The sequence below is a fragment of the Nocardia sp. NPDC052001 genome (assembly GCF_040680615.1).
Taxonomy (GTDB): domain Bacteria; phylum Actinomycetota; class Actinomycetes; order Mycobacteriales; family Mycobacteriaceae; genus Nocardia.
The window spans coordinates 1-23,315 of record NZ_JBFAXC010000010.1; the positions used below are offsets into that span (position 1 = coordinate 1).

The following is a 23,315-nucleotide window of genomic DNA, read 5'->3' on the forward strand; positions in this document are numbered from 1 at the left end:
CATGGACGGCGTCGCGCTGTCCATGTAGCCGCCCTTGATGATCAGCGCCTTGTTGTCCTTGGCGAAGGCCTTGAGCGCCTTCGCTGCGGCCCGTCGGCGCTGATAGCGGGGTTGTGACCGGCGTATCGCCGATCACGCCGGAGCTCCCGGAGGCGAGTGCTCCGCCCGCGCGGGTGAGCCCGCAGGTGGCCGAGGAGAGGGGTGCGCGGGCCCTGGCCGAATCGCTGCGGCGGGATGCGCTGCCGGTGCCCGCGGCGCTCGAAAGCCTTTTGCCCGAGGGCGGTTTGGCCAAGGGATCGGTGGTGCGATACAGCGGCGGCAATGCGCTGCTGTCCGGTTTGCTGGCCGCGGTGACCGGTTCCGGCGGGCATGCCGCGGTGATCGGGCTGCCGCGTTTCGGCTTGCTGGCGGCGGCCGAAATGGGTGCGCGGCTGGATCGTTTGGCCGTTGTCGCGGATCCGGGCTCGGATCCGCTGGAGGTCGCCTCGGTGTTGCTGGACGGCCTGGATTTGGTGGTTCTGGGCTTGAACGGCGCTCGGGTGCCCATATCCCGCACCCGGGTGCTCACCGCGCGGGCGCGCAATCGGGGGTCGACGCTGGTGGTGACCGGTGGTTCCTGGGCGGGTTCGGTGCTGTGCATCGACACCCGGGTCGCCGCGTACTCCGGTCTCGGGCGCGGGCGCGGCCGGTTGCGCACTCTGCGGCTGGACGTCTCGGTGCAGGGGCGATCCGCCCAGCCCCGGACCGGGAATCTCGCGCTCTGCCCGAATAACGGCCGGGTCGAATGGGTGGATACGAATCATGTTGTGGCCGAACCGCTCACCGCCGTGCACCATGCCGTCTCCTGACCGCGATCGGCCCGGGCGTCATGCCGTGCTGTAGCGCTTTCGGCGCGTTCTCGCCGAGGCCGATGTGAAGGCGCGGCGGGTGGTGGCGCTGTGGTGCCTGGACTGGCCCGCCGTCGCGGCCGCCGCCGAGGCGGGCGCCGCGGTGACGCGGCCGGTGGCGGTGCTGTCGGCGAATCGGGTGATCGCGTGTTCGGCGACCGCGCGGGCGGCGGGGGTACGGCGCGGGCTGCGCAAACGCGACGCGCAGGGCCGCTGTCCGGAATTGCTGGTGGCGCAGGATGATCCGGATCGGGACGCGCGACTGTTCGAGCCGGTGGTGGCGGCGGTCGATGCGACGGTGCCCGGGGTGGAGGTGCTGCGGCCCGGACTGCTGGTGCTGTCGGCGCGCGGTGCGGCGCGGTTCTTCGGATCGGAGGAGATCGCGGCGGAACGACTGGTGGACGCGGTGGCGGCGGTCGGGGTGGAATGCCAGATCGGTATCGCCGACGAGATGTCCACGGCCGTGCTGGCGGCGCGCCGCGCGACCATCGTCGAGACCGGTAAGGGCGCGGAATTCCTTGCGCCGCTGCCGGTCTCCGAACTGTCGGCGGAACCGGCGCTGGCCGCCCCGGAGCGCGCCGACCTGGTGGATCTGCTGCACCGCCTGGGTTTGCGCCGCATCGGGGATTTCGCGGCCCTGACCCCGGCCGAGGTGTCCTCCCGTTTCGGCTCCGATGCCATTGCCGCGCACCGGTGTTCCCGTGCCGAACCCGAACGCCCGCCGTCGGCGCAGACTCCCGCCCCCGACCTCACCGTCGAATACCGTTGCGACCCACCGATAGACCGGGTGGACGCCGCCGCCTTCGCCGGTCGCCTGCTCGCCACCCGGCTGCACGAATCGCTCGCCGCCGCCGCGGTGGCCTGCACCCGCCTGGCCATTCACGCGGAAACCGAATCCGGCGAACAGTTCTCCCGCATCTGGCGCTGCGCCGAACCCCTCACCCCCGACAGCACCGCCGACCGCGTCCGCTGGCAACTCGACGGCTGGCTCACCCGCCGCTCCCTCGACCGCGCCCGACGCGCGCGCAGACCCGCTGGGACACACGAGGATTCGATACCGGAGTGGGATGACGCTCCGGCTGATCCGATCACCCTGCTGCGTTTGGAACCGATCGAGGTGGTCTCGGCGGGGGCGCTGCAATTGGGGTTGTGGGGTGGGGTCGGTGAGGACGAGGAGCGGGCGCGGCGGGCGTTGATCCGGGTGCAGGGGCTGCTCGGGGGTGATGCCGTGCGGTTGGGGGTGCTCAGTGGCGGGCGCGGTCCGGCTGAGCGGGTCACCCTGGTTCCGCTCGGTGAGGAGCCGGTTCCGGCGGCCGATCCGGCCCAGCCCTGGCCTGGCCGCCTGCCTGAACCCGCTCCCACCGTGGTGTGGGCGACCCGGCCCGAGGTGCGGCTGGAAGCCGCCGACGGCAGCCCGATCTGGGTCACCGACCGTGGCCTTTTCACCGCGGATCCGGCACAACTGCACTGGGGTAGTCGTTCCTGGAAGCTGACCGGCTGGGCTGGGCCCTGGCCGCTGGACGACCGCTGGTGGGTCCATGGGATCCAGCACGGGGTGGCGGCTCGCGCCCAGGTCCAGTTGGATTCCGACAATCGCGTCCTACTGTTGCTCGGCTACGACCGCACCTGGCACGTCGAGGGCCTCTACGAGTGAACACCGACCGGGCGATCCGCACGATCTTCCAACCGGCGGCCGTGTTGACACTTATGGCGGCCGTGACGATTCATCGGCTATGGCGATGCGCACAACCGGCGGCGGGCTTCAAGCCGGATCCGTAGGCTTGATGATCGTGGAGTTGACGGTTGCGCGCGAGGCGTTCGGGGACGTGCTGATCGCCTATCGGGATTCCGGTCCGGGGGATGCGGCCGAGCCGCCGATCATGCTGGTGCACGGTATGGGCGGGGATGGGCATACCTGGGATCGGTTCGCGGCGCGGCTGGTGCGGCAGGGCCGCCGGGTGATCATTCCGGATCTGCGCGGGCACGGCCGCAGCGCGCATACCGATTCCTATCTCTTCCCGGAGTTCGGGGCGGATGTGCTGGCGTTGTGCGAGCGGCTCGGGCTGGATCGGGTCGATCTGGTCGGGCATTCGCTGGGCGGGTACGCGGTGTCGTGGGTGGCCATGCGGCGACCGGAATTGGTGCGCCGCCTGGTGATCGAGGAGCAGCCGCTGCCATTGCGCTCGGGCGATGAGCAGGTGACGTTCACGCGCCGACTGCCATCGGTGCCGGAGCTGTGGCATGCCACCACCAGTGTGCTGCGGCATCCGCGGGCGGTGCTGGCGTTCGATCGGTCCATGACCGGGACCGCGCTGGAGCAGTTTCGCAAACCGTATCCGGAGTGGTGGGAGGGGCTGGGCGAGATCACCGCGCCGACTCTGTTCCTGCGCGGCGGGCCGGGCGGCATGGTGGATCCGGTGAAGCTGGAGTCGATGCGCGCCGCGGTGCCCGATTTCGCGGTGCGGGTGTTCGGTTCCGGGCACAGTATTCACCGCGATCGGTATCAGGAATTCGAGGCCGCGGTGCTGCCGTTCCTGCACCCCTGATCGGCAATCGGGCATATTGCGTTTTCCGGGCACCGAACACCGGCGGTTCGGGCGGAATCTACAGTTAGCGGGTGTCCGCACTCGAGCGTCCCACCCTGTTCTTCGCCGATGAGCAGTCGTTTCGGGAATGGCTGTCGGCCAATCACGCCGCGGTGGACGGCATTTGGATGAAACTCGCCAAAAAGGGCTCCGGCCACATCTCGCTCGAGCATGCCGCCGCCCTGCGCCAGGCGCTGTGCTTCGGCTGGATCGACGGTCAGGCCAAACCGGTGGACGAGGAGTTCTATCTCGTCGGCTTCACCCCGCGCCGCCGCCGCAGTCCCTGGTCGCAGCGCAATACCGAACTGGTGGCGGAACTGATCGAACAGGGGCTCATGCATCCCGCCGGACAGGCCGAGATCGATCGCGCCAAGGAAGACGGCCGCTGGGACAACGCCTCGGCCGATGATCTGCCGGAGGATTTCCTGGCGGCGCTGGCTCGGCATCCCGAGGCCGCGGCCTTCTTCGAAACCCTGCCCGTGCAATCCCGCATCGCCGTGGACTATCACCTGGGCAGTGCCGTGCGCCCGGAGGCGCGGGCACGCCGCCTCGAACAGCTCATTCGCAAACTGTCCGACGGGCAACCGCTATGACATTCGACGGTATGCCGTGCTCCGCTGCCGCACTGGAGATTCCGCTCCCCGGCAGCGCGACCCGCATCACCGGCTGGCTGTGTATCGAACAACCCGGGGCCTGGGGCCGCGATGTGATCGGCGATGAGGTGCTCGGACCGGAGATCACCGCGGATCTGGCCGCCCGCACCAAGGCCGCCCATGTGCGCCCGACCCTCATCCGCCGTCCCGGGCGCAATGAATTCACCGGTGTGCGAACGGTTCTCATCGCCAGTTCGCGCCCGCGGGGATCCTGGTGCGAGCGGTTCGAGATCACCGATCTGAAGGAACTGCTGGATCTGGACCTGCATCTGCTGAACGGCCCGGCTCCGGGCATCGGGGTATCCGTGCCGGAGCCGCCGATCCTGGTCTGCGCGCACGGTAAACGCGATCAGTGTTGCGCACGGCTCGGGCGCCCGATCGCCGCGAGTCTGATCGAGGAGTATCCCGCTCGGGTGTGGGAGTGCTCGCATACCGGCGGTCACCGCTTCGCCCCCGCGGTGATCCAGCTCCCCTCGGGCCTGACCTACGGTCGCCTGGACGCGGATTCGGCGCGCGCCATGGTCGCCGCCGCCGATCGCGGTGAGGTCAGCCTGACCGGTTTCCGCGGCCGCAGCTGCTACACCCCGGTCGAGCAGGTCGCGGAAGTCGCTGTGCGCCAACTGATCAGCGATGAGAGCTATACCTCCGGCGCGGGGCAGCCCGCCGCCGGGGATGCCGATGCCGGGGCGCTGATCGACGATCTGGTCGTGACGGCCACCGATATCGACAGCGCCACCGCGCGCGATCCGGCCACCTGTGCGGGCGCGGCCACCGTGACGCATCGGGACGGCCGCCGCTGGCTGGTCACCGCCCGCACCGTCGCCTACGCTCCGCGCCAGGCCAGTTGCGGGGCCGGGCCCAAACCCGCGACCGCGGTGGTGGCGGATCGGATTCGATTGCTGCCCTGAGGTATTCGCCTAGTGTGTGACGGCGGAGAGTGCCTCGCGCAGATCCGCGTCACCGCGCGGGCCCGCATCCCAGCGGGCGGCGATATGGCCGTCGGGGCGGACGAGCAGGGCTCCGTCCGCGCCGAGTCCGCAGCAGTAGGCGTGCTCGCGCAGGATGGGTTCCAGGCGCAGCGGCCAGCGGCCGGTGCGCTGTCCCCAGCGGGCCGGGTTCGAGGTGAACAGGGTGAACCATTCGCCGAGCGCGTCGAGGGTGGAGCGTTCGGGGGTGAGCCACAGATGTGGCATGCGATGTCCGGGCAGCGGTGTCGGCACGTAATCGGTTCCGGTGCTTATCGATGCACTGCCGCCCAGGACGGCGTTCGAATGGTAGGCGGCACCGAGCACCAGCCCCAGTTGTGCGAAATACTGTTCCGACCAAGGTAGTTCGATTTCGGCCGATCCGATGCCGCCGTGTGAGACCTGCTCCTGCCGTCGGCGCTGCACCTGGAGGGTGAGCTGGGCATTGGCCACCGCCTGCCCCAGGGTGCGCTGCGCGACGGGTTGTCGTTCCGCCGCATAGCTTTCCAGCAGTCCCGGTCCGGCCCAGCCGTGCAGTAGTCCGGCCAGTTTCCAGCAGAGGTTGTGCACATCGGCGATACCGGTATTCATACCGAGCCCGCCGACGATGGGCAGGGCGTGCGCGGCATCACCGGCCAGCAGTACGCGACCTCGCTGAAAGTGTTCGGCCACAATGGCATTCATCGACCAGCGCTGGACCCGCACCACCTCGATGGGAACATCGCGGTCCGGTCCGAGCGCCAGCGCGACGAGTTCATGCCAATCGGAACGGTATTCGGGGGTGCGTGCGAACCAGGCCCAGCCGCCCTCGGGATAGAGCGGCGCGAACAATCCGTCCATGGTGAAGTACACCCCGGCGGGCCGGTCCGCACACCAGCGCCGCAGGTCGGCGTCGAAGACCACCGTGGTGAAATCCGCCATCACCCCCGGCCCGGTGACGCCGATGCCGAGCCCCTGTCGCACGGTGGAATTCGCGCCGTCGGCGGCGATCACGTAGTGCGCGCGCACCCGCTGCGCCACACCGTGATCATCGAGCACCGCTTCGACGCCGTCGCCGTGCTCGCGCAGTTCGACGAGTTCGGCCCCGAACCACAGCGGTGTGCGCGCCGCCGCGAGCAGGGTGGGTTCGAGCCGGTCCTGGGAGGTGACGATGCCGATCTCCGGACTCTGCGCGATCGGCGCGTCGACCCCGACCATGGCGGCGCTGGCGAAATCCGGGTGTTGCAGATTGTCCCGGAATCGAATGCGCCCGTATTTCGCCGCGAAGGCGCGGGCGGTCATGGCCGCGCTCAGTCCGAGTCCGCGGAAGATCTCCATGGATCGCACATTCACCAGCCGGGAGCGCGGGAACGGGGAAAGTTCCCGGCGCTTCTCGATGAGCAGCGCTCGAACGCCCCAGCGTTGCAGCAGTGCTCGCGCGGTGAGCCCGACCGGCCCACCTCCCACGATCAGTACATCCACCTCGGTATCCGCCCCCGGCATTTCCCCAGTGTGGCACCGGCGGGGTGGGGTGGATACGGCATCGGGGAATGTGGCGTGCGGCATCATTGCGCCCGAGCGTGTCGCTGGTTACAGTCACGACCCGTTGGGTACGTAAATGTTTCTCAGAGTTCGCGGGGATGAATGAAACTCAGAAAGCTCGGGGGACGTGCCATCGGTGTTCTCGCGCTACTCACCGCGGCGGTCACCGTCGGCGCGCTCGCCACACCGGTCGCCGCCACCGCGCCGGATGGCGGGGAGCTCGGCGTCGCGTGGACCGCCGCGCAGGACGCGCCGCCGTATCCGAATGTGCACATCGACTGGGATGTGCCGATCACCATGAGTGACGGAACGGTGTTGAAGGCCAATGTCTATCGGCCGATGGACGCGCAGGGCCGGATCGTGGACACCCCGCTGCCCACCATCGTGAACCTCACCCCGTACACGAAACTCGTGTCCAACATCGTGGATTCGGCGCTGTCGATTCCGGTGCTGCCGGATATCCTCACCAATTTCCTTGCCGGGTTCGATCTTTCGAGTGCGGGCCTGGGCGGGCTCACCGAACTCACCAAGGTCCTCCCCGGTGGCGGGGCGCGGTTGTTCGCCGCCGATCGCAAACTGGTGCAGAGCGGATACACCCAGGTCGTCGCCGATGTGCGCGGCACCGGTTTCTCCGAGGGCGTCTGGCAGGTCTTCCAGGAGCGCGAACAGCTCGACAGCGTCGAGGTGATCGATTGGGCGAGTAGGCAATCCTGGTCGGACGGCAAGGTCGGGATGAGCGGCATCTCGTACTCCGCCATCAATCAGGTGCATGCCGCCGAACACCATCCCGACGCGCTGAAGGCGATCTTCCCGGTGGAACCGGGTAGTGATCTGGTGCGCGATGTGCTGGCCACCGGCGGCGCGCTCGGCTTCGGTTTCATTCCGCCGTGGTTGCTGGGCGTGAACTTCCTCAAACTCATGCCGGATCTGACCGCGTTGTTCAGCGGGAACTTCGACTGGAAGTGGCTGGCGGATCGTTCGCAGAGCCCGATGACGTTCTTCGACTACATCATTCAGGCGTTGACGGTGCAGAGCGTCCCGGAGATCCCGGACAATCTGAAGAGCCTGCTGGAGACGAACAGCTCACTGCGTCAGGGCTGGCTGGGGCATCCGGATCAGGTGCGGGTGCCGACCATGATCTACGGCGGCTGGCATGACATCTTCACCTATTCCGAACCGCGCATCTACAACGCGATTCCCTTGCCGCCCGGGCAGAAACAGCTCGTCATGGGCGACACCTACCATGCGAACCCGGGTAGCGGTTTCGGTGCGCCGGGCGCACCGCCGCGCCTGGATGTGTTGCAGCGCACCTGGTTCGACAAGTGGCTCAAGGGCATCGACAACGGCATCGACGGCTACGGCCCGGTGACGCTGTTCCAGCAGGGCGGCTCCTGGACCACCGCGGGCGAATTCCCGCGCCCCGAAGCCGATTACCGCCGCCTGTATCTCTCGGGCGCGCCCAGCGGCACCACCAACGCCAGCCTGCACGACGGCAGCCTCACCACCGAACCCGGTGCGGCCCAGCGGCTTACCGTCGGCCCGGGCCTGATGAGCCTGTGCTCCCGCGATTCCGCGCAGAGCACCGCCGGTATCACCGCCATCCTCGATATCTGCGCCAAGGACGCGCGCCCGATGGAGCTCAACGGGCTGACCTTCACCAGTCCGCCGGTGGCGGAGCCGACCATCGTCTCCGGTCCGGTGAGCGTGCACCTGAACACGGTGCTGGACGCCACCGACGGCTACTGGTCCGCGACGCTCAACGATGTCGGCCCGGACGGCAGCTCGAAGGTGCTGACCTCCGGCCAGCTCACCGCCTCGCTGCGAAAAGTGGATGACACCAGGTCCTCCCGCTCGGCCAACGGCGACTACACCGACCCGTATCCCTATCTGACCCTGGACACGCGCGAACCGCTCGTCCCCGGCCAGCCCACCCAGCTCGATCTGGGCCTGACCGCGACCGATGCCGTCCTGCAACCGGGCCACCGCCTGCGCGTGGACGTCTTCGCCTTCAACTTCCCGCGTGGTCTCCCGCTGCGTCCACTGCTCAACGAGAGCCAGCTCCGCCCGCAGCACATCGAACTCGACCCGGCCAACCCCAGCTGGGTCAATGTCCCGATCGGCGGCCGGCCGGGCTGGTGATCAGGCGGCGAAAAGCAGTGCGGCGCTGATGAGTACGACGACAGCGGTGGCGAAATGGATGCCGAAGGCGGCGGCCTTGGTGCCGCCGTTGCGCAGCACGATGGCGCAGTCGCCGAACGGGGTCAGCGCGACGGCCAGCATGAACCAGGCTTCGGCCGAAGCGCCCGCGAAGGCGAGGATCGCCAAACCGATTACGCCCGAGGTGATGTCGCGCAGACCCTTGACGGTCAGATAGGGGCCCGCGTCACCGTCGGCGCGCGCCGGAACGCCGAAGGCCGTCGCCGCCGTCTCGGGGATGAGCAGGAACCGCACCCCGATGAAGATGATCGTCAGATCGAGCACGATGGCCAACCCGTAGGCGAGGACTGTCACTGTTTTCTCCCGGTTCCGCGGTCGTGCGACCGCGCCTCCAAGGATTCGGAAAGCGGGTTCCGGGAACAATGGCGGGTTGATCAATCATCAATTAGCCACGCTGAACGATCGACCGGAACAAAACCCGTGCCCACGGCGTAGTCACTGCGATGGAACGGTACGAGATAGAAGCCTTTCTGGCGTTGGCCGATGAGCTGCACTTCGGCAGAACCGCACAGCGGCTGCGGGTTTCGACCGGCCGGGTCAGTCAGACGATTCAGGCGCTGGAACGACGGTTCGGCGCACCGCTTTTCGAGCGCACCAGTCGCCGGGTGGCGCTGACCCCGGTCGGGAAACAGCTACTGGACGACCTGCGCCCGGGGCACGATCTGATCCAGCGCGCCATCGAACGCGCGACCACGGCGGGCCGGGGTATGCCCGGTGTGGTCGAGGTCGGCTTCGGCAGCGCGGGCGCGGGCGTCTTCCTGATGGAGGCCGCGGACCGGCTCACCGCCGCGAATCCGGGTGTGCAGGTTCGGATTCGGGAATTGCCGCTCTACGGGGGAGCGGCGGCACTGCACGACGATCTGGTCGAGATGGTGCTGGCCTGCCATCCCATGGTGGAGCCGGGGCTCGTCGCCGGGCCGGTATTGCGGACCCTGCCCCGGCTGCTCGCACTGCCGCGCGCGCATCCGCTGGCCGCGCGTGATTCGGTTTCGCTGAACGATCTGGCCGATATCCCGTTGATCGGCGTACCCGATTCGACGCCGTCGGAGGTCGCCGCCGATCGGACGCCGACCCGCACCCCCGATGGCAGGCCGATCCGGCATGTCATGTCCGCCAGCACATTTCAGGAGGCGATCAGCCTGGTCGGCGGTGGTGCGGGGGCATTCGTGCTGGGCGACGAGGGTTCCTGCTACCGTGCCTACCCCCGCGTCACCTACCTGCCCATCGATGACGCGCCACCCCTGCAGGGCCGTCTGGTCTGGCGTGAATCCCGGGAGAACGCCCGCATCCGGGCGTTCAACGAGGCGGCGCTGGCCACCAGCCGGGGCGATTGCCGCCGACCGCGGGGGACGGACATGGTCACCGCCTGCTGATATTCCCGCGGATATCGACGCCGTCGGCGCGAAGGGCCACCGCTCACCAGTGCGTGCCGGGCACCAATCGCGCGGCTCGGCGCAGGGCCGTTCCGGTGACCCGGATGGCGGGCGGCACCGTGCGACGGCGACGCTGCGGCACCACGATCTCCACCTCGGTGGTCTCCGGTTCGACGACCGTTTCGCCCTTGGCCGCGGGGGAATCCGGGATGGCGCGGTAGTACCGGTGCAGGGCCCGCTCCTTGATCGCGGGCGCGACCAGATTGCCGTATTCGGCGAGTGTTCCCAGCGGGACGTCGATGCGCCGCGGCCGTTCGCTGAGCGCGCGCACGATGGTCGCCGCGGCCCACTCGGGTGACTGGGTGGAGGTGCCCTGATCGCCGCTCGGGGTGATCATCGGGGTGCGCACCAGCGGCATGTGGATGGTGGTGAAAGTGATGTTGTCGGCGAGCATTTCGGCCGCGGTCACCTCCGCGAACTTGTCCAGTGCCGCCTTGCTGGCGAGGTAGGCGGCGAAGCGCGGTGTCGCCACCTGCACGCCCGCGCTGGAGATATTCACGATGTGCCCGAACTTGCGCTCGCGCATCTGCGGCAGCAGCGCCAGGGTCATGCGCACCGCGCCGAAGTAGTTGACCGCCATGGTCCGTTCGAAATCGTGCATGCGATCGGTGGACCGGTGCACGGCGCGCCGGATGGACCGGCCCGCATTGTTGACCAGCATGTCGACGTGACCGTGCTGGGCCAGGATGAGCGTGATCGCGGCATCCACCGAATCGGCGTCGGTGACATCGCACTGATAGCCGTGTGCCTCACCGCCGTTCGCCTTGATCTCGTCGACCAGGGTGGCGAGTTCATCGCCGCGCCGGGCCAAGAGCAGGACGACCGCGCCCTTCTCGGCGACGGCCAGGGCCGCCGAGCGGCCGATTCCGGAGGACGCGCCGGTAATGACAATGTGCTTGCCGGTCAGGTCGCGGCGGGCGCGCCGACGGGCCAGGTAACCCGAGGTATCGGTCATCACTGCTCCCTTGCAGATCGAATTGCCTAGAACTTACTCCAAAGTAAGTTCCGGTGCCAGAAGAAGGCGGCGGGTGTCTCGGACACGCCGTAGCGGGCGCTATATAGACCGTTCGGTCGGGTCTCCTATACTGCCTGAATGGATCGAATGTATGTTCGATCAACACTGGTGATCAAGTGGTGAGGAGGGGCCGTGGGCTGGCATAACGGTCCGCCTACCTGGGCGGAACTGGAGCGCGTGCTCTCCGGCCGCCCCGATCCGGCCCGCCGCGTCGAAGGCGACGGCGGCGACAGCCCGGCCTGGTCCCGCAAACGCGAGAAATACGAAGCCGGAACCCTGGCCCGCACCGCCGGACCCACCGTCCCGTACGCCGAACTGCACACCCACTCCGCCTACAGCTTCCTCGATGGCGCCTGCCCGCCCGAGGAACTCGTGGAGGAGGCGGTACGGCTCGGCCTGGAAGCGCTCGCCCTCACCGATCACGACGGCTTCTACGGCGTGGTGCGCTTCGCCGAAGCGGCCCGCGAATGGGGTATGCCCACCGTCTTCGGTGCGGAACTCTCGCTCGGCACCGCCGCCCGTGCCGGAGCGCATCTGGCTCCGCGGGGGCGGCGTGCGCGGGGCGCGGCCGCCAACCCCGAAGCTGTGAGCGGCGATGGCGCACCGGTCAAGCGCGGTCCGGGGCGTGCGGGCCGCAGCCGCGAAAGTGGCGGAGGCGCAGGGGAATCCGTATGGGCCGATTCCGCGCCGCGCACCGGTGCGCCCGATCCGGTCGGACCGCATCTGCTGATCCTGGCGCGCGGGCAGGAGGGGTATCGGCGCTTGTCACGGGAGATGGCGGCGGCGCATATGGCGGCGGGGGAGAAGGGCATGCTGCGGTACGACCTGGACCGGCTCACCGAGGCGGCGGGCGGGCACTGGCATGTGCTCACCGGCTGCCGCAAAGGGACTGTGCGACAGGCACTCACGCAGAGCGATGCCGCCGCCGAGGGCGCGCTGCGGGAACTGATCGAGCGATTCGGGGCCGAACATGTGAGCGTGGAGCTCACCCACCACGGGATTCCGGAGGACGATGAGCGCAATGCCCGGCTCATCGCGCTCGCGGATCGGCTCGGGCTGCCCGTATTGGCAACCACCGGAGCGCATTTCGCCGCACCGCCGCAGCGCCGCCGAGCCATGGCGCTGGCCGCCATTCGCGCCCGCTCCTCGCTGGACGAGATGGCGGGCTGGCTGCCGCCCACCGGCGGCGCGCACCTGCGCTCCGGGGCGGAGATGGCGCGCCTGTTCGCCGACCATCCGCGCGCGATCGCCAATGCCGTTGCGCTGGCCCGGGAATGCGCCTTCGATCTGCGTTTGATCGCACCGCAGCTGCCGCCGTTCGACGTACCCGAGGGGCACGATGAGGACTCCTGGCTGCGCGAGCTCACCATGCGGGGCGCGGGGCGCCGCTATGGGCCGCGCGCGAGCAATCCGAAGGCGTATCAGCAGCTCGACCATGAGCTGGAAGTGATCGCGCGGCTGAAGTTTCCGGGCTACTTCCTGGTGGTGCACGATATCGTCGACTTCTGCCACACCAATGACATCCTCTGTCAGGGGCGGGGATCGGCCGCGAATTCCGCCGTCTGCTACGCCATCGGCATCACCAATGTGGATCCGGTCGCCAATAAGCTGCTGTTCGAACGCTTCCTGGCGCCGGAGCGGGACGGGCCGCCCGATATCGACGTCGATATCGAATCGGATCGGCGCGAGGAGGCGATCCAGCACGTTTACGCCAAATACGGGCGTGAGTACGCGGCGCAGGTCGCCAATGTGATCACCTATCGCGGCCGCTCCGCCGTGCGCGATGCCGCGCGCGCACTGGGTTTCGCGCCCGGACAGCAGGACGCCTGGAGCAAACAGGTGAGCCGCTGGACCGGCGTCGCCAAGGAGGAGCACACCGACATACCGCCGGACGTGCTCGGGCTGGCCGGTGAATTGGAGGGTCTGCCAAGGCATTTGGGCATTCACTCGGGCGGTATGGTGATCTGCGATCGCCCCATCGCCGATGTCTGCCCGACCGAATGGGCGCGCATGCCCGGACGCAGCGTGCTGCAATGGGATAAAGACGATTGCGCCGCAGCGGGTTTGGTGAAATTCGATCTGCTCGGGCTCGGCATGCTCTCGGCGCTGCACTACATGATCGACCTGGTGCGCGAGCACAAGGGCGAGAGCGTGGAACTGCATCGCCTGGATCTGACCGAGGCCGCGGTGTACGACATGCTGTGCCGCGCCGACTCGGTCGGCGTCTTTCAGGTGGAATCCCGCGCGCAGATGGCGACGCTGCCGCGCTTGAAACCGCGCAACTTCTACGACCTGGTGGTGGAGGTGGCGCTGATCCGGCCCGGGCCCATTCAGGGCGGTTCGGTGCACCCGTACATCCGCCGCCGCAACGGCCGCGAAGCGGTCGTCTATGACCATCCGGCACTGGAGAATTCGCTCGAACGCACGCTCGGCATCCCGCTGTTCCAGGAACAGCTCATGCAGATGGCCGTGGACATCGCCGGTTTCACCGCCGCCGAGGCCGATCAGCTGCGTCGCGCCATGGGCTCCAAACGCTCACCGGAGAAGATGGAACGCCTGCGCGAACGCTTCTACGCCGGTATGCGCGAGTTGCACGGCATCACCGGGGAGAAGGCCGACCGCATCTACGAGAAGGTGTACGCCTTCGCGAATTTCGGCTTCCCGGAAAGCCATTCGCAGAGTTTCGCCTCCCTGGTCTTCTACTCCTCCTGGTTCAAACTGCATCATCCGGCGGCGTTCTGCGCAGGTCTGCTGCGCGCCCAGCCGATGGGTTTCTACTCACCGCAATCGCTGGTGGCCGATGCTCGGCGGCACGGGGTGGTGGTGCACGGCCCGGATATCAACCACTCTCTGGCCGAGGCGACCCTGGAGGAACGGGGTATGCGGATCCGGCTCGGGCTGGCATCGGTGCGCGGTATCGGCACGGAATTGGCGGAACAGATCGTGGCGGCCCGCGAGACCGGTCCGTACGCGTCCTTCCTGGATCTCACCGGCCGGGTGGAATTGACTGTGCCGCAGGCGGAATCGCTGGCGACGGCGGGTGCGCTGGACAGTCTCGGCGGCACCCGGCGCGAGGCGCTCTGGGCGGCGGGGGCCGCGGCGGGTGAGCGACCCGACCGTCTGCCGGGTATGGGCGCGGCCGTCGACGCTCCAGCCCTGCCCGGTATGAGTGCCCTGGAGCTGGCCGCCGCCGACGTCTGGGCCACCGGGGTCTCCCCGGGCAGCTATCCGACCGAATTCCTGCGCTCCCAGCTCGATGCGCTGGGAGTCATCCCCGCCGATCAACTGCTCGGAATCCGCGACGGCACAAGGGTTCTGGTCGGCGGCGCGGTCACCCACCGCCAACGCCCCGCCACCGCCGCGGGCGTCACCTTCATCAACCTGGAAGACGAGACCGGCATGGTCAACGTCGTCTGCTCGGTCGGCCTATGGGCCCGCTACCGCCGCCTGGCCCAATCCGCCCCCGCCCTGCTGATCCGCGGCCGCGTCCAGAACGCCGAGGGCGCGGTCACCGTCGTGGCGGATCACCTCCAGCGCATGAACCTGCGCATCGAGGGCCGCTCCCGCGATTTCCGCTGACGGCGAACGCTGCCCAACTCCGCACCCACATCGTCGACCACAACCTGGATAAACTGGCCATCCTGGGCAAGAAGATCGCCGAACTCCGGGGTGATCGCCCACCCGCCCAAACCCTCACCGGCGTAGCCTCGCTGGCCCTGCCGGGCATGCTCTTCGAGGTCGACGCCATAGCCGTCCAGTAAGGAGCGTCATGCCCACGGTGGTCCGGGCGACAATCAAACCGAACAGCAAGAAGGGCCCCCTCGTGGAAACCCTCGACGACGGCACCCTCCAGCTCTACGTCCGAGCCCCCGCCGTCGAGGGCAAAGCGAACAAAGCCGCCATCGCCCTCCTCGCCACCCACTACGGCGTCCCCAAATCCGCCGTAACCCTCACCGCCGGAACAACTTCCCGCTTCAAACGCTTCGAAATAGCCGATTGACCGCCTCGGAATGGTCGCGTGTCCCGGCGGTATGGCACTACACCGCGCCCGGGAAGCCCTGTTGGCGCCAGGCTTCGTAGACCGCGACGGCGGCGGCGTTGGAGAGGTTCATGGAGCGGCGGCCGGGGAGCATCGGGATGCGGAGTTGCTCGGTGACCTTGGGGTCGGTGAGCACTTCTTCCGGGAGACCGGTGGGTTCGGGGCCGAAGAGCAGGACATCGCCGTCGCGATAGGCGATATCGGTATTGCGGGTGGTGGCGGCCGCGGTGAAGGCGAAGACGCGTTCGGGTTTGATGGATTCCCATGCGGCACTGAGATTCTGATGCACGGTCACCGAGGCGAGGTCGTGATAGTCCAACCCCGCCCGGCGTAGCTTGGGCTCCGATAGGTCGAACCCCAGCGGCTCGATCAGGTGCAGCTCACACCCCGTCCCCGCGGCCAGCCGAATGGCATTGCCGGTATTGGGCGGGATGCGCGGTTCGAAGAACACCAAATGAAACACGCCCACCAGCATCCCAGAGCCCGACAACCGCACTGTTCGCAGCCCGTTCGGCGCGGGCTGGTTAAGCTCTGACGCGTGAGTCCAGCCCATGCCGCTCCCTCAGGTCCCAGCAGCCGATTCGGTCAGGCCGTGCGTGATCATCTGCCGATGGTGGTGATCGGGGCGGTGCTGGTGGTGGCGGTGGTGTTTCTGGCGTGGGATCGGTGGCGCAGGGGGACGTTCTTCTTCGGTGGGGCGGCGTTGCTGGCGGCGGGGTTTCGGTTGATGCTGCCTACCGAGCGGGTGGGGGTGTTGGCGGTGCGGAGTAAGCCGTTCGATGTGGCGTGGCTGACGGTGATGGGGAGTGTGATCATCGTGTTGGCGGCGACGATCAACAGTCTCGGGGTCACCTAGGCCGTGACGAAAGATTCCCCGGCAGCGGCGAACGCTCCGGGGAATTGCGGTGTACGGGGGAACGTCGTAGGAGCGTCAGGCGGGGGTGAGGCGGCGGCCGAGTTCGCGGCGCAGGATTTCCTGGTCCGGTAAACGGTGTAATACGCGCAGCACGGCGGGACGTAACTCGTGCTGTTCCTCGTCGGAGAGCAACGCGACCAGATCGCGCAGATCCATGTCATCGAAGGCTGCTGTCATGTTGCATACCTTACGACGACGCACCGATTCAGTCACGAAATCGGCGTGTCGGTTACCGAGGTGTCATCGGTGCGAAACCGACAGTGCGTCAAGATAATTCAGACGAAACAGGTATGACTCATGGGAGAACCCGCGGTCATTGCACCGCGGGAATTCCGTAAAGACCCGTCAGCCCCGTGCGTCACACCGTCAGCCGCGCGCCGCGCGGGCCAGCTCCATGGTCTCCGCCATGAGCTTGCTGACCGCCTCGGTCTCGGTCAGGAAGCCGTCGTGCCCATCGCGCGAATGCACGATCTCCAGGCCCTTGCAGCCCGGCAGCAGATCCGCCAGCTCCTGCTGATTGCGCAGCGGGTACAGCCGATCCGAATCCACGCCGCCGACCACGACCGGCACCGGCGTACTCTGCAACGCCGCCTCGACGCCGCCGCGCCCGCGACCCACGTCATATCGGTTCAGCGCCTCGGTGAGATAGACGTAGGTTGCCGGATCGAAGCGCGAGATGAGCTTGTCCGACTGGTACTCCAGATAACTCTGCACCGCGTAACGCCCACCCTCCCAAGGGTTTTCATCACCCTGGGCATGGTTCTCGAAACGGTGGTCGAGTTCGGCCTCGGCCCGGTAGGTCAGATGCGCCATGCGCCGGGCCAGACCCATACCGGTCATCGGGGCGCGCCCGGTGCCGTAGTAGTTACCGCCCTGCCAGTCCGGATCGGCCTTGATGATGGCGATCTGCGTGGTCTGCTGTCCCAGCTGATCCGCGGTGGCGCGGGCGCTGGCCGCGAGCACCAGCGCCGCCCCGACCCGTTCCGGATAGCCGATCATCCACTCCAGCACCCGCATACCGCCCATGGATCCGCCGACCACGGCGGCCAATCGGTCGATGCCGATCAGATCGAAGAACTGTGCTTCGGCGGTCACCTGATCGCGAATGGTGTACTCGGGAAACCTTCCGCCCCAAGCCTTTCCATCCGGCGCGAGCGAGGATGGCCCGGTGCTGCCCTTACAGCCGCCGAGCACGTTGATCGCGATGACACACCATTCCCGGGTGTCGACGGACTTGCCGGGACCGATGGTCCCGTCCCACCAACCGGGGGAGTCGTGATGCACATCCGCCGGGCCGATCACATGCGAGTCGCCGGTCAGCGCGTGCTCGACGAGCACCACGTTATCGGCGGTCGGGGATAGTTCGCCCCAGCGTTGCACGGCAAGCGTCACATCGGGAATGACCGCGCCGCTCTCCAGTGCGACATCCCCGATGGAGAAGCTGCCGAGCGTCCCGTCCGGCGGCGGTAGTAGGGCCGCCGCGGTCGGGACGGTGGTCTTCGAATCCGTATCGGCGGTCAACTCGCGGCCGCCGTCAGTCCGTTGCGCAGATCCGCCAGAATGTCGTCGATTCCCTCGATGCCCACGGCCAACCGCACCAGACCTGGGGTGACGCCGGAAGCGAGCTGCTCCTCGGGTGTCAGCTGGGAGTGAGTGGTGGAGGCGGGGTGGATCACGAGCGAACGCACATCCCCGATGTTAGCGACATGGCTGTGCAGCACCAGAGCGTCCACGAACTTCTTGCCCGCATCGATTCCGCCGGCCAGCTCGAACGACACGATCGCACCGACGCCCTTGGGTGCCAGTTGTTTGCCACGCTCGAACCAGGGTGAGTCGGAAAGCCCCGCGTAGTAGACCTTCTCGACGCCCGGCTGCTGCGTCAGGAACTCCGCGACCGCCTGCGCGTTGGACACGTGCCGCTCCACCCGCAGGCTCAGCGTCTCGATGCCCTGGGCGATCAGGAACGCGTTGAACGGCGCCACGGCCGCACCCAGATCGCGCAGCAGCTGTACACGCGCCTTGAGCGCGTACGCCGGTGCGCCCAGATCCGCGAAGACCACACCGTGGTAGCTGGGATCGGCGGTGGTGAAGCCCGGGAAACGCGGGTTGCCGTCGGCGTCGGTGACGGTCCAGTCGAAGGTGCCGCCGTCCACGATCACGCCCGCGACGGCCGAACCGTGCCCGCCCAGGTACTTGGTCGCCGAATGCACCACGATGTCCGCGCCGTGTGCGAGCGGCTGGATCAGGTACGGCGTGGCGACCGTGTTGTCCACGATCAGCGGCACACCGGCGGCGTGCGCGACGCCCGCGATGCCCGGGATATCCAGGATCGAGCTGCTCGGGTTCGCGACGGTCTCGCCGTAGAACGCCTTGGTATTGGGCCGCACGGCCGCTTCCCACTGCGCCAGATCATCGGGATCGTCCACGAAGCTGACCTCGATGCCCAGCTTGGGCAGCGAGTAGTGGAAGAGGTTGTAGGTGCCGCCGTACAGGTGCGGGCTGGACACGATGTGATCGCCCGCCTGCGCGAGGTTCAGGATCGCGTAGGTCTCCGCGGCCTGTCCGGAGGCCAGCAGCAGGGCCGCCACACCGCCCTCCAGCGCCGCGATGCGCTGCTCCACCACGTCCTGGGTGGGGTTCATGATGCGGGTGTAGATATTGCCCGGTTCGGCGAGCCCGAACAGCGCGGCGGCGTGATCGGTATCGCGGAACGCGTACGAGGTGGTCTGGTAGATCGGCAGGGCGCGCGCGCCGGTGGCGGCGTCGGGGGCTTGGCCGGAATGGACCTGCCTGGTCTCGAAGGACCAGTTGCTGGGATCCGTATCGCCGTTCGCGGGGGAGGCGGAGGGCGCGGTCGAGTCACTCATGTCGTGCTCCAGGTGGAAAAGTCGCCGGAATCGGCGGAGGCGGACGTTATCGGAAGGCGAATTGGCTTCGACAACAACACATCTCGGGTCCTCCTACAGTGCGCTTGCGCTCGGCCTTCGAGCGCCTGGTCTTCACCCGGAGCACCCCGCCGCTGCTGGAGGGTTGCCGATCAGCGAGCCGGGGCTTGGCGCTGATGCTCTTGACCTTGGCGCAGATTCTAACGGGGCGGCGCAATAGCCTCGGCGACGGGGAGGGCGCAGCTGCGAATGAACTCGTTGTAGGCGGCCATCACATTGGTGATGAGGTCGCGGGCCGACGCGGGGGTGGAGCAGTCCGGGAAATTCGAGTCCGCGTCGAATTCGCATTCCATGCCCACGCGCACGATGCCGTGCCAGGTGGTCGAAATGAGCCGCACCGGCATGGAATTGGGGTCCAGGCGCAGGCGTTCGGCCAGCACCGTGGTCATGGACAGGGTTTTGGTGTCGGCGGCGGCCAGGCTCTCGGCGCGGACGGTGGCATTGCTCAGTGAGATGCGCTGCATCTGCTGGAACCAGCGGAAGGGTGCGGGATTATCGCCCTCGATGACCTGCTCGACGGTGGCCCGGAAGGCGTTGAGCAGGGCTTGCAGTTCATTGCCGGTGATCGGCTGCGCGCGTAGTTGTTCGGCCAGGGCCTTGCCCATGTCCTCGACGGGGGCGATGACGATCGCCTCTTTGCTGTCGAAGTAGCGGTTGATGGTGCGCGGTGAGACATCGGCCTCATCGGCGATCTGTTCCACGGTCGTCGCGTCGAACCCCTGTGTATCGCACAGCCGCAGTGCCACATCGATGATCCGCGTCCGGGTCTGCTGCTTCTTGCGCTCGCGCAGGCCCGGGCGATGCCGCTCCAGGGTGTGCTGCTGCTGCGGGGAATCAGCGATCGTCGACGACTCGGCCATGCCGTCATTGTATAGCCGTCCGGTGTGATTGTGACGTTAACGGCCAACTGTCTGATTGCGACACTTTTCTCTTGACGCCAAATGTCGGCCGGTGCCACGATGGAGCGAGCTGTTCGAACCACTCCCGAGGAGACGGCATGACCACTGGGACCGCGATCGACGCGCCCAACGAAACATCAAGTCAGGCAGGCGCTTCCAAGCGCTGGCTGGCGCTGGGCGTGATCGCCATGGCCCAGCTGATGGTGGTGCTGGACGCGACCATCGTCACCATCTCCCTGCCCTTCGCCCAGCAGGACCTGGGCATCAGCGATGGCAACCGGCAGTGGGTGCTCACCGCGTACACCCTGATCTTCGGCGGCCTGCTGCTGCTCGGCGGCCGGCTCGCGGATTACCTCGGCCGCCGCCGCATCTTCCTGATCGGCCTGATCGGCTTCGCCGCGGCCTCCGCGCTGGCCGGTCTGGCGCAGAACACCGCGGAGCTGTTCGCGGGACGCGGTTTGCAGGGCGCGTTCGGCGCGCTGCTGGCCCCGGCGGCGCTGTCGCTGGTGTCGGTGACCTTCACCGAAGCCAAGGAGCGTGCGCGCGCGTTCGGCGTGTTCGCGGGCGTGTCGGCGGGTGGCGCGGCCATCGGCCTGATCGTCGGCGGTGCGCTCACCGAATACGCCAGCTGGCGCTGGTGCCTGCTGGTGAACACCCCCATCGCGCTGCTGGCGTTCGCCGGCGCCATCGCGTTCGTCATCAAGGACGTTCCGGCCCCGCGCACCGGCGGCTACGACCTGCCCGGCGCGATCACCGCGACGCTCGGCCTGGTCTCGGTGGTCTACGGTTTCAGCCGCGCGGCCGATGACGGCTGGGGCGCGGCCAGCACCCTGTCACTGCTGGGCGTGGGTGTGGCGCTGCTGATCGCATTCGTCGCCATCGAGCGGCGTACCGCGAATCCGCTGCTGCCGCTTCGTATTCCGGGTGAGATCAATCGCGGCGGATCGTTCCTGGTCGCGCTCATCACCCCGATCGCCATGTTCGCCATGTTCCTGAACCTGAGCTTCTACCTGCAGATCACCCTCGGGTACTCCGCGCTCAAGGCGGGTGCGGCGTTCCTGCCCTTCCCGCTCGGCATCGTCATCTCGGCCGGTATCGCCAGCGCGGTGCTGCCGAAGCTCGGACCGCGGCCGGTGATGCTGGTCGGTGCGCTGTTCGGCACCGCCGGGCTGCTGTACCTCGCGCAGCTCGAGCTCGGGGATAGCTATGCCACGCATGTGCTGCCCGCGATCCTGTTGATCGCGCTCGGTATGGGCGGATTGTTCGTGGCCATGCAGACCACCGCGCTGCATCAGGTCGATGACAAGGATTCCGGTGTGGCCTCGGCGCTGCTGAACGCGGCGCAGCAGGTCGGCGGTTCCATCGGCACCGCGCTGTTGATGACGCTGTCGGTGCAGGCGACCGAACGGTATGCCCGCAATCACCCGACCATCGACAATGTGGTGGCACGCGCCTCGATCCACGGTTACGACATCGCGTTCTACGCGGGTGCGGGCTTCTTCCTGCTGACCATTCCGATCATCGCGTTCATGATTCGGGATAAGCCGGAGAATCTGCTCGAAGGTTCCGAGCACGTGCACGTCGGAGTCTGATCCGCCCGAATTCGCACCCCCGTCGAGCTATGCGCGGCGGGGGTGTTTCGTGCCCTGGGTCACGCGGTACCTACCTGTGAGTAACTCGGTGTGCGGTCCCGCACAGCGGGGGCTGCCCGCGCGGTGAGGTCGGCACCAGCAGTACGCTCGTCTTGTTTGGCGCGCACCGCGCGGACCTGGTACCAGAGGTCCCGAGGAAAACGCCGGGCATATACGTTGTTTGTTGAACAGCCGGGGTTCCCGCTCACAAGCGTGCTCACCTGGCCGTGCAATGGGAGCACCACCTTCCTAGGAGGACACGAAGTCCAATGTCCAAGATTAAGGTTGAAGGGACCGTCGTCGAACTCGATGGCGACGAGATGACCCGGATCATCTGGCAGTTCATCAAGGACAAGCTGATCAACCCGTACCTCGATGTGAACCTCGAGTACTACGACCTCGGCATCGAATACCGCGACAAGACCGATGATCAGGTCACCGTCGACGCGGCCAACGCCATCAAGAAGCACGGCGTCGGCGTCAAGTGCGCGACCATCACTCCGGACGAGGCCCGGGTGAAGGAATTCGATCTCAAGAAGATGTGGCGGTCGCCGAACGGCACCATCCGCAATATCTTGGGCGGCACCATTTTCCGCGCGCCGATCATCATCTCGAATGTGCCGCGTCTGGTTCCGGGTTGGACCAAGCCGATCATCATCGGCCGCCATGCCTTCGGTGATCAGTACCGCGCCACCGATTTCAAGGTGCATCAGGCGGGCACGGTCACCCTGACCTTCACGCCGGAGGACGGCTCCGAGCCGATCCAGCACGAGGTCGTGCGCATGCCGGAAGACGGCGGCGTGATCATGGGCATGTACAACTTCCAGGAGTCCATCCGCGATTTCGCGCGTGCCTCGCTGAATTACGGCCTGCAGCAGAACTACCCGGTGTACCTCTCCACGAAGAACACCATTCTCAAGGCCTACGACGGCATGTTCAAGGACACCTTCGAAGAGGTGTACCAGACCGAATTCAAGAAGGAATTCGACGCCGCCGGCCTGACCTATGAGCACCGCCTCATCGATGACATGGTCGCCTCCGCGCTCAAGTGGGAGGGCGGCTACGTCTGGGCCTGCAAGAACTACGACGGCGACGTCCAGTCCGACACCGTCGCACAGGGTTTCGGCTCGCTCGGCCTGATGACCTCGGTCCTGCTCACCCCGGACGGCCGCACCTGTGAGGCCGAGGCCGCGCACGGCACGGTCACCCGGCACTACCGCCAGTACCAGCAGGGCAAGCCCACCTCCACCAACCCGATCGCCTCGATCTTCGCGTGGACCCGTGGCCTGGCGCATCGCGGCAAGCTGGACAACACCCCCGAGGTGATCGGCTTCGCGCAGACCCTCGAAGAGGTGGTCATCAAGACCGTCGAGGACGGCCAGATGACCAAGGACCTCGCCCTGCTCGTGGGCGGCGACCAGGGTTACCTCACCACCGAGGAATTCCTCGGCGTGCTCGACGCCAACCTGGCGCGCACACTGCGTTGATTCAACTCTCGGAGTCTCACCTTCGAGAGCACAGGACGTTTCGGCGTCCGAACTTCGCGCTGATGCAACGTGAACAGCGCCGCAGCGGCGAACCGATGGCGGCCGGGACCGATCGTCCCGGC

The 23,315-nt window shown here is 67.5% G+C and carries 20 protein-coding genes, 1 pseudogene and 1 riboswitch; of the genes and pseudogenes, 12 read left to right on the top strand and 9 right to left on the bottom strand.

Annotation, left to right across the window (positions count from 1 at the left end):
- Positions 1-87: pseudogene (locus AB0L82_RS34170) on the bottom strand (50S ribosomal protein L10); the annotation flags it as partial.
- A gap of 26 nt (positions 88-113) precedes the next feature.
- Here AB0L82_RS34170 and AB0L82_RS34175 point away from each other — a divergent pair.
- From AB0L82_RS34175 to AB0L82_RS34195, 5 genes are all read left to right on the top strand, one after another.
- The gene (locus tag AB0L82_RS34175) at positions 114-848 is read left to right on the top strand and encodes a hypothetical protein (RefSeq protein WP_364645995.1); all 735 of its coding nucleotides are present in this window, start codon (positions 114-116) and stop codon (positions 846-848) included.
- 64 nt (positions 849-912) lie between these two features.
- Positions 913-2,541 (top strand): DNA polymerase Y family protein, encoded by a 1,629-nt coding sequence (locus AB0L82_RS34180; RefSeq protein ID WP_364645998.1) that lies wholly within the window; start codon positions 913-915, stop codon positions 2,539-2,541.
- 130 nt (positions 2,542-2,671) lie between these two features.
- Positions 2,672-3,433 carry an alpha/beta hydrolase gene (locus AB0L82_RS34185; protein ID WP_364646510.1) on the top strand — a complete coding sequence of 254 codons (762 nt, stop codon included), beginning with the start codon at positions 2,672-2,674 and terminating at the stop codon, positions 3,431-3,433.
- A 71-nt stretch (positions 3,434-3,504) separates the two neighbouring features.
- The gene (locus AB0L82_RS34190) at positions 3,505-4,065 is read left to right on the top strand and encodes a YdeI/OmpD-associated family protein (RefSeq protein ID WP_364646001.1); all 561 of its coding nucleotides are present in this window, start codon (positions 3,505-3,507) and stop codon (positions 4,063-4,065) included.
- A gap of 11 nt (positions 4,066-4,076) precedes the next feature.
- Positions 4,077-5,033, top strand: coding sequence for a sucrase ferredoxin (locus tag AB0L82_RS34195; RefSeq protein ID WP_364646004.1), 957 nt, complete (start codon positions 4,077-4,079; stop codon positions 5,031-5,033).
- Between the two features lie 9 nt (positions 5,034-5,042).
- On the opposite strand, the gene AB0L82_RS34200 is transcribed toward AB0L82_RS34195, so the two are convergent.
- Complete coding sequence (locus tag AB0L82_RS34200) at positions 5,043-6,572, bottom strand: FAD-dependent monooxygenase (protein ID WP_364646007.1); 1,530 nt, start codon at positions 6,570-6,572, stop codon at positions 5,043-5,045.
- A gap of 141 nt (positions 6,573-6,713) precedes the next feature.
- On the opposite strand from AB0L82_RS34200, the gene AB0L82_RS34205 reads away from it, so the two are divergent.
- Complete coding sequence (locus AB0L82_RS34205; RefSeq protein ID WP_364646010.1) at positions 6,714-8,750, top strand: CocE/NonD family hydrolase; 2,037 nt, start codon at positions 6,714-6,716, stop codon at positions 8,748-8,750.
- Here the strand turns inward: AB0L82_RS34205 and AB0L82_RS34210 are convergent, their stop codons facing one another.
- Entirely contained in the window at positions 8,751-9,122 is a 372-nt protein-coding gene (locus AB0L82_RS34210) for a DUF4267 domain-containing protein (RefSeq protein ID WP_364646013.1), read from the bottom strand.
- A gap of 149 nt (positions 9,123-9,271) precedes the next feature.
- Between AB0L82_RS34210 and AB0L82_RS34215 the strand changes: the two genes are divergently transcribed.
- Entirely contained in the window at positions 9,272-10,201 is a 930-nt protein-coding gene (locus AB0L82_RS34215; RefSeq protein ID WP_364646016.1) for a LysR substrate-binding domain-containing protein, read from the top strand.
- A gap of 43 nt (positions 10,202-10,244) precedes the next feature.
- Here the strand turns inward: AB0L82_RS34215 and AB0L82_RS34220 are convergent, their stop codons facing one another.
- Positions 10,245-11,216 (bottom strand): SDR family NAD(P)-dependent oxidoreductase, encoded by a 972-nt coding sequence (locus AB0L82_RS34220; RefSeq protein ID WP_364646018.1) that lies wholly within the window; start codon positions 11,214-11,216, stop codon positions 10,245-10,247.
- Between the two features lie 192 nt (positions 11,217-11,408).
- On the opposite strand from AB0L82_RS34220, the gene AB0L82_RS34225 reads away from it, so the two are divergent.
- Positions 11,409-14,855, top strand: a complete 3,447-nt coding sequence (locus AB0L82_RS34225; protein ID WP_364646020.1) for an error-prone DNA polymerase — start codon at positions 11,409-11,411, stop codon at positions 14,853-14,855.
- Positions 14,856-15,045: 190 nt separating this feature from the next.
- On the top strand, positions 15,046-15,276 hold the full coding sequence (locus AB0L82_RS34230) for a DUF167 domain-containing protein (RefSeq protein ID WP_364646021.1): 231 nt from the start codon (positions 15,046-15,048) through the stop codon (positions 15,274-15,276).
- Between the two features lie 37 nt (positions 15,277-15,313).
- Here AB0L82_RS34230 and AB0L82_RS34235 read toward each other — a convergent pair whose 3' ends face one another.
- Positions 15,314-15,778 (bottom strand): tRNA (cytidine(34)-2'-O)-methyltransferase, encoded by a 465-nt coding sequence (locus tag AB0L82_RS34235; RefSeq protein ID WP_364646024.1) that lies wholly within the window; start codon positions 15,776-15,778, stop codon positions 15,314-15,316.
- A gap of 147 nt (positions 15,779-15,925) precedes the next feature.
- On the opposite strand from AB0L82_RS34235, the gene AB0L82_RS34240 reads away from it, so the two are divergent.
- The gene (locus AB0L82_RS34240) at positions 15,926-16,171 is read left to right on the top strand and encodes a DUF3017 domain-containing protein (protein ID WP_364646513.1); all 246 of its coding nucleotides are present in this window, start codon (positions 15,926-15,928) and stop codon (positions 16,169-16,171) included.
- 75 nt (positions 16,172-16,246) lie between these two features.
- On the opposite strand, the gene AB0L82_RS34245 is transcribed toward AB0L82_RS34240, so the two are convergent.
- From AB0L82_RS34245 to AB0L82_RS34260, 4 genes are all read right to left on the bottom strand, one after another.
- Positions 16,247-16,408: a hypothetical protein gene (locus AB0L82_RS34245; protein ID WP_364646027.1), complete on the bottom strand. Its 162-nt coding sequence runs from the start codon at positions 16,406-16,408 to the stop codon at positions 16,247-16,249.
- A 189-nt stretch (positions 16,409-16,597) separates the two neighbouring features.
- The gene (locus AB0L82_RS34250) at positions 16,598-17,752 is read right to left on the bottom strand and encodes a homoserine O-acetyltransferase (protein ID WP_364646030.1); all 1,155 of its coding nucleotides are present in this window, start codon (positions 17,750-17,752) and stop codon (positions 16,598-16,600) included.
- Positions 17,749-19,098 (bottom strand): bifunctional o-acetylhomoserine/o-acetylserine sulfhydrylase, encoded by a 1,350-nt coding sequence (locus AB0L82_RS34255; protein WP_364646033.1) that lies wholly within the window; start codon positions 19,096-19,098, stop codon positions 17,749-17,751. Before AB0L82_RS34255 ends, AB0L82_RS34250 begins: the two co-directional genes overlap by 4 nt.
- Before the next feature lie 95 nt (positions 19,099-19,193).
- A riboswitch (SAM riboswitch) is annotated at positions 19,194-19,304 on the bottom strand.
- 12 nt (positions 19,305-19,316) lie between these two features.
- Positions 19,317-20,036 (bottom strand): helix-turn-helix domain-containing protein, encoded by a 720-nt coding sequence (locus AB0L82_RS34260; protein WP_364646036.1) that lies wholly within the window; start codon positions 20,034-20,036, stop codon positions 19,317-19,319.
- Positions 20,037-20,173: 137 nt separating this feature from the next.
- Here AB0L82_RS34260 and AB0L82_RS34265 point away from each other — a divergent pair, with 137 nt between their 5' ends.
- Positions 20,174-21,667, top strand: coding sequence for an MFS transporter (locus AB0L82_RS34265; protein WP_364646039.1), 1,494 nt, complete (start codon positions 20,174-20,176; stop codon positions 21,665-21,667).
- Positions 21,668-21,975: 308 nt separating this feature from the next.
- Positions 21,976-23,193, top strand: coding sequence for an NADP-dependent isocitrate dehydrogenase (locus tag AB0L82_RS34270; RefSeq protein WP_364646042.1), 1,218 nt, complete (start codon positions 21,976-21,978; stop codon positions 23,191-23,193).
- Positions 23,194-23,315 lie beyond the last annotated feature (122 nt).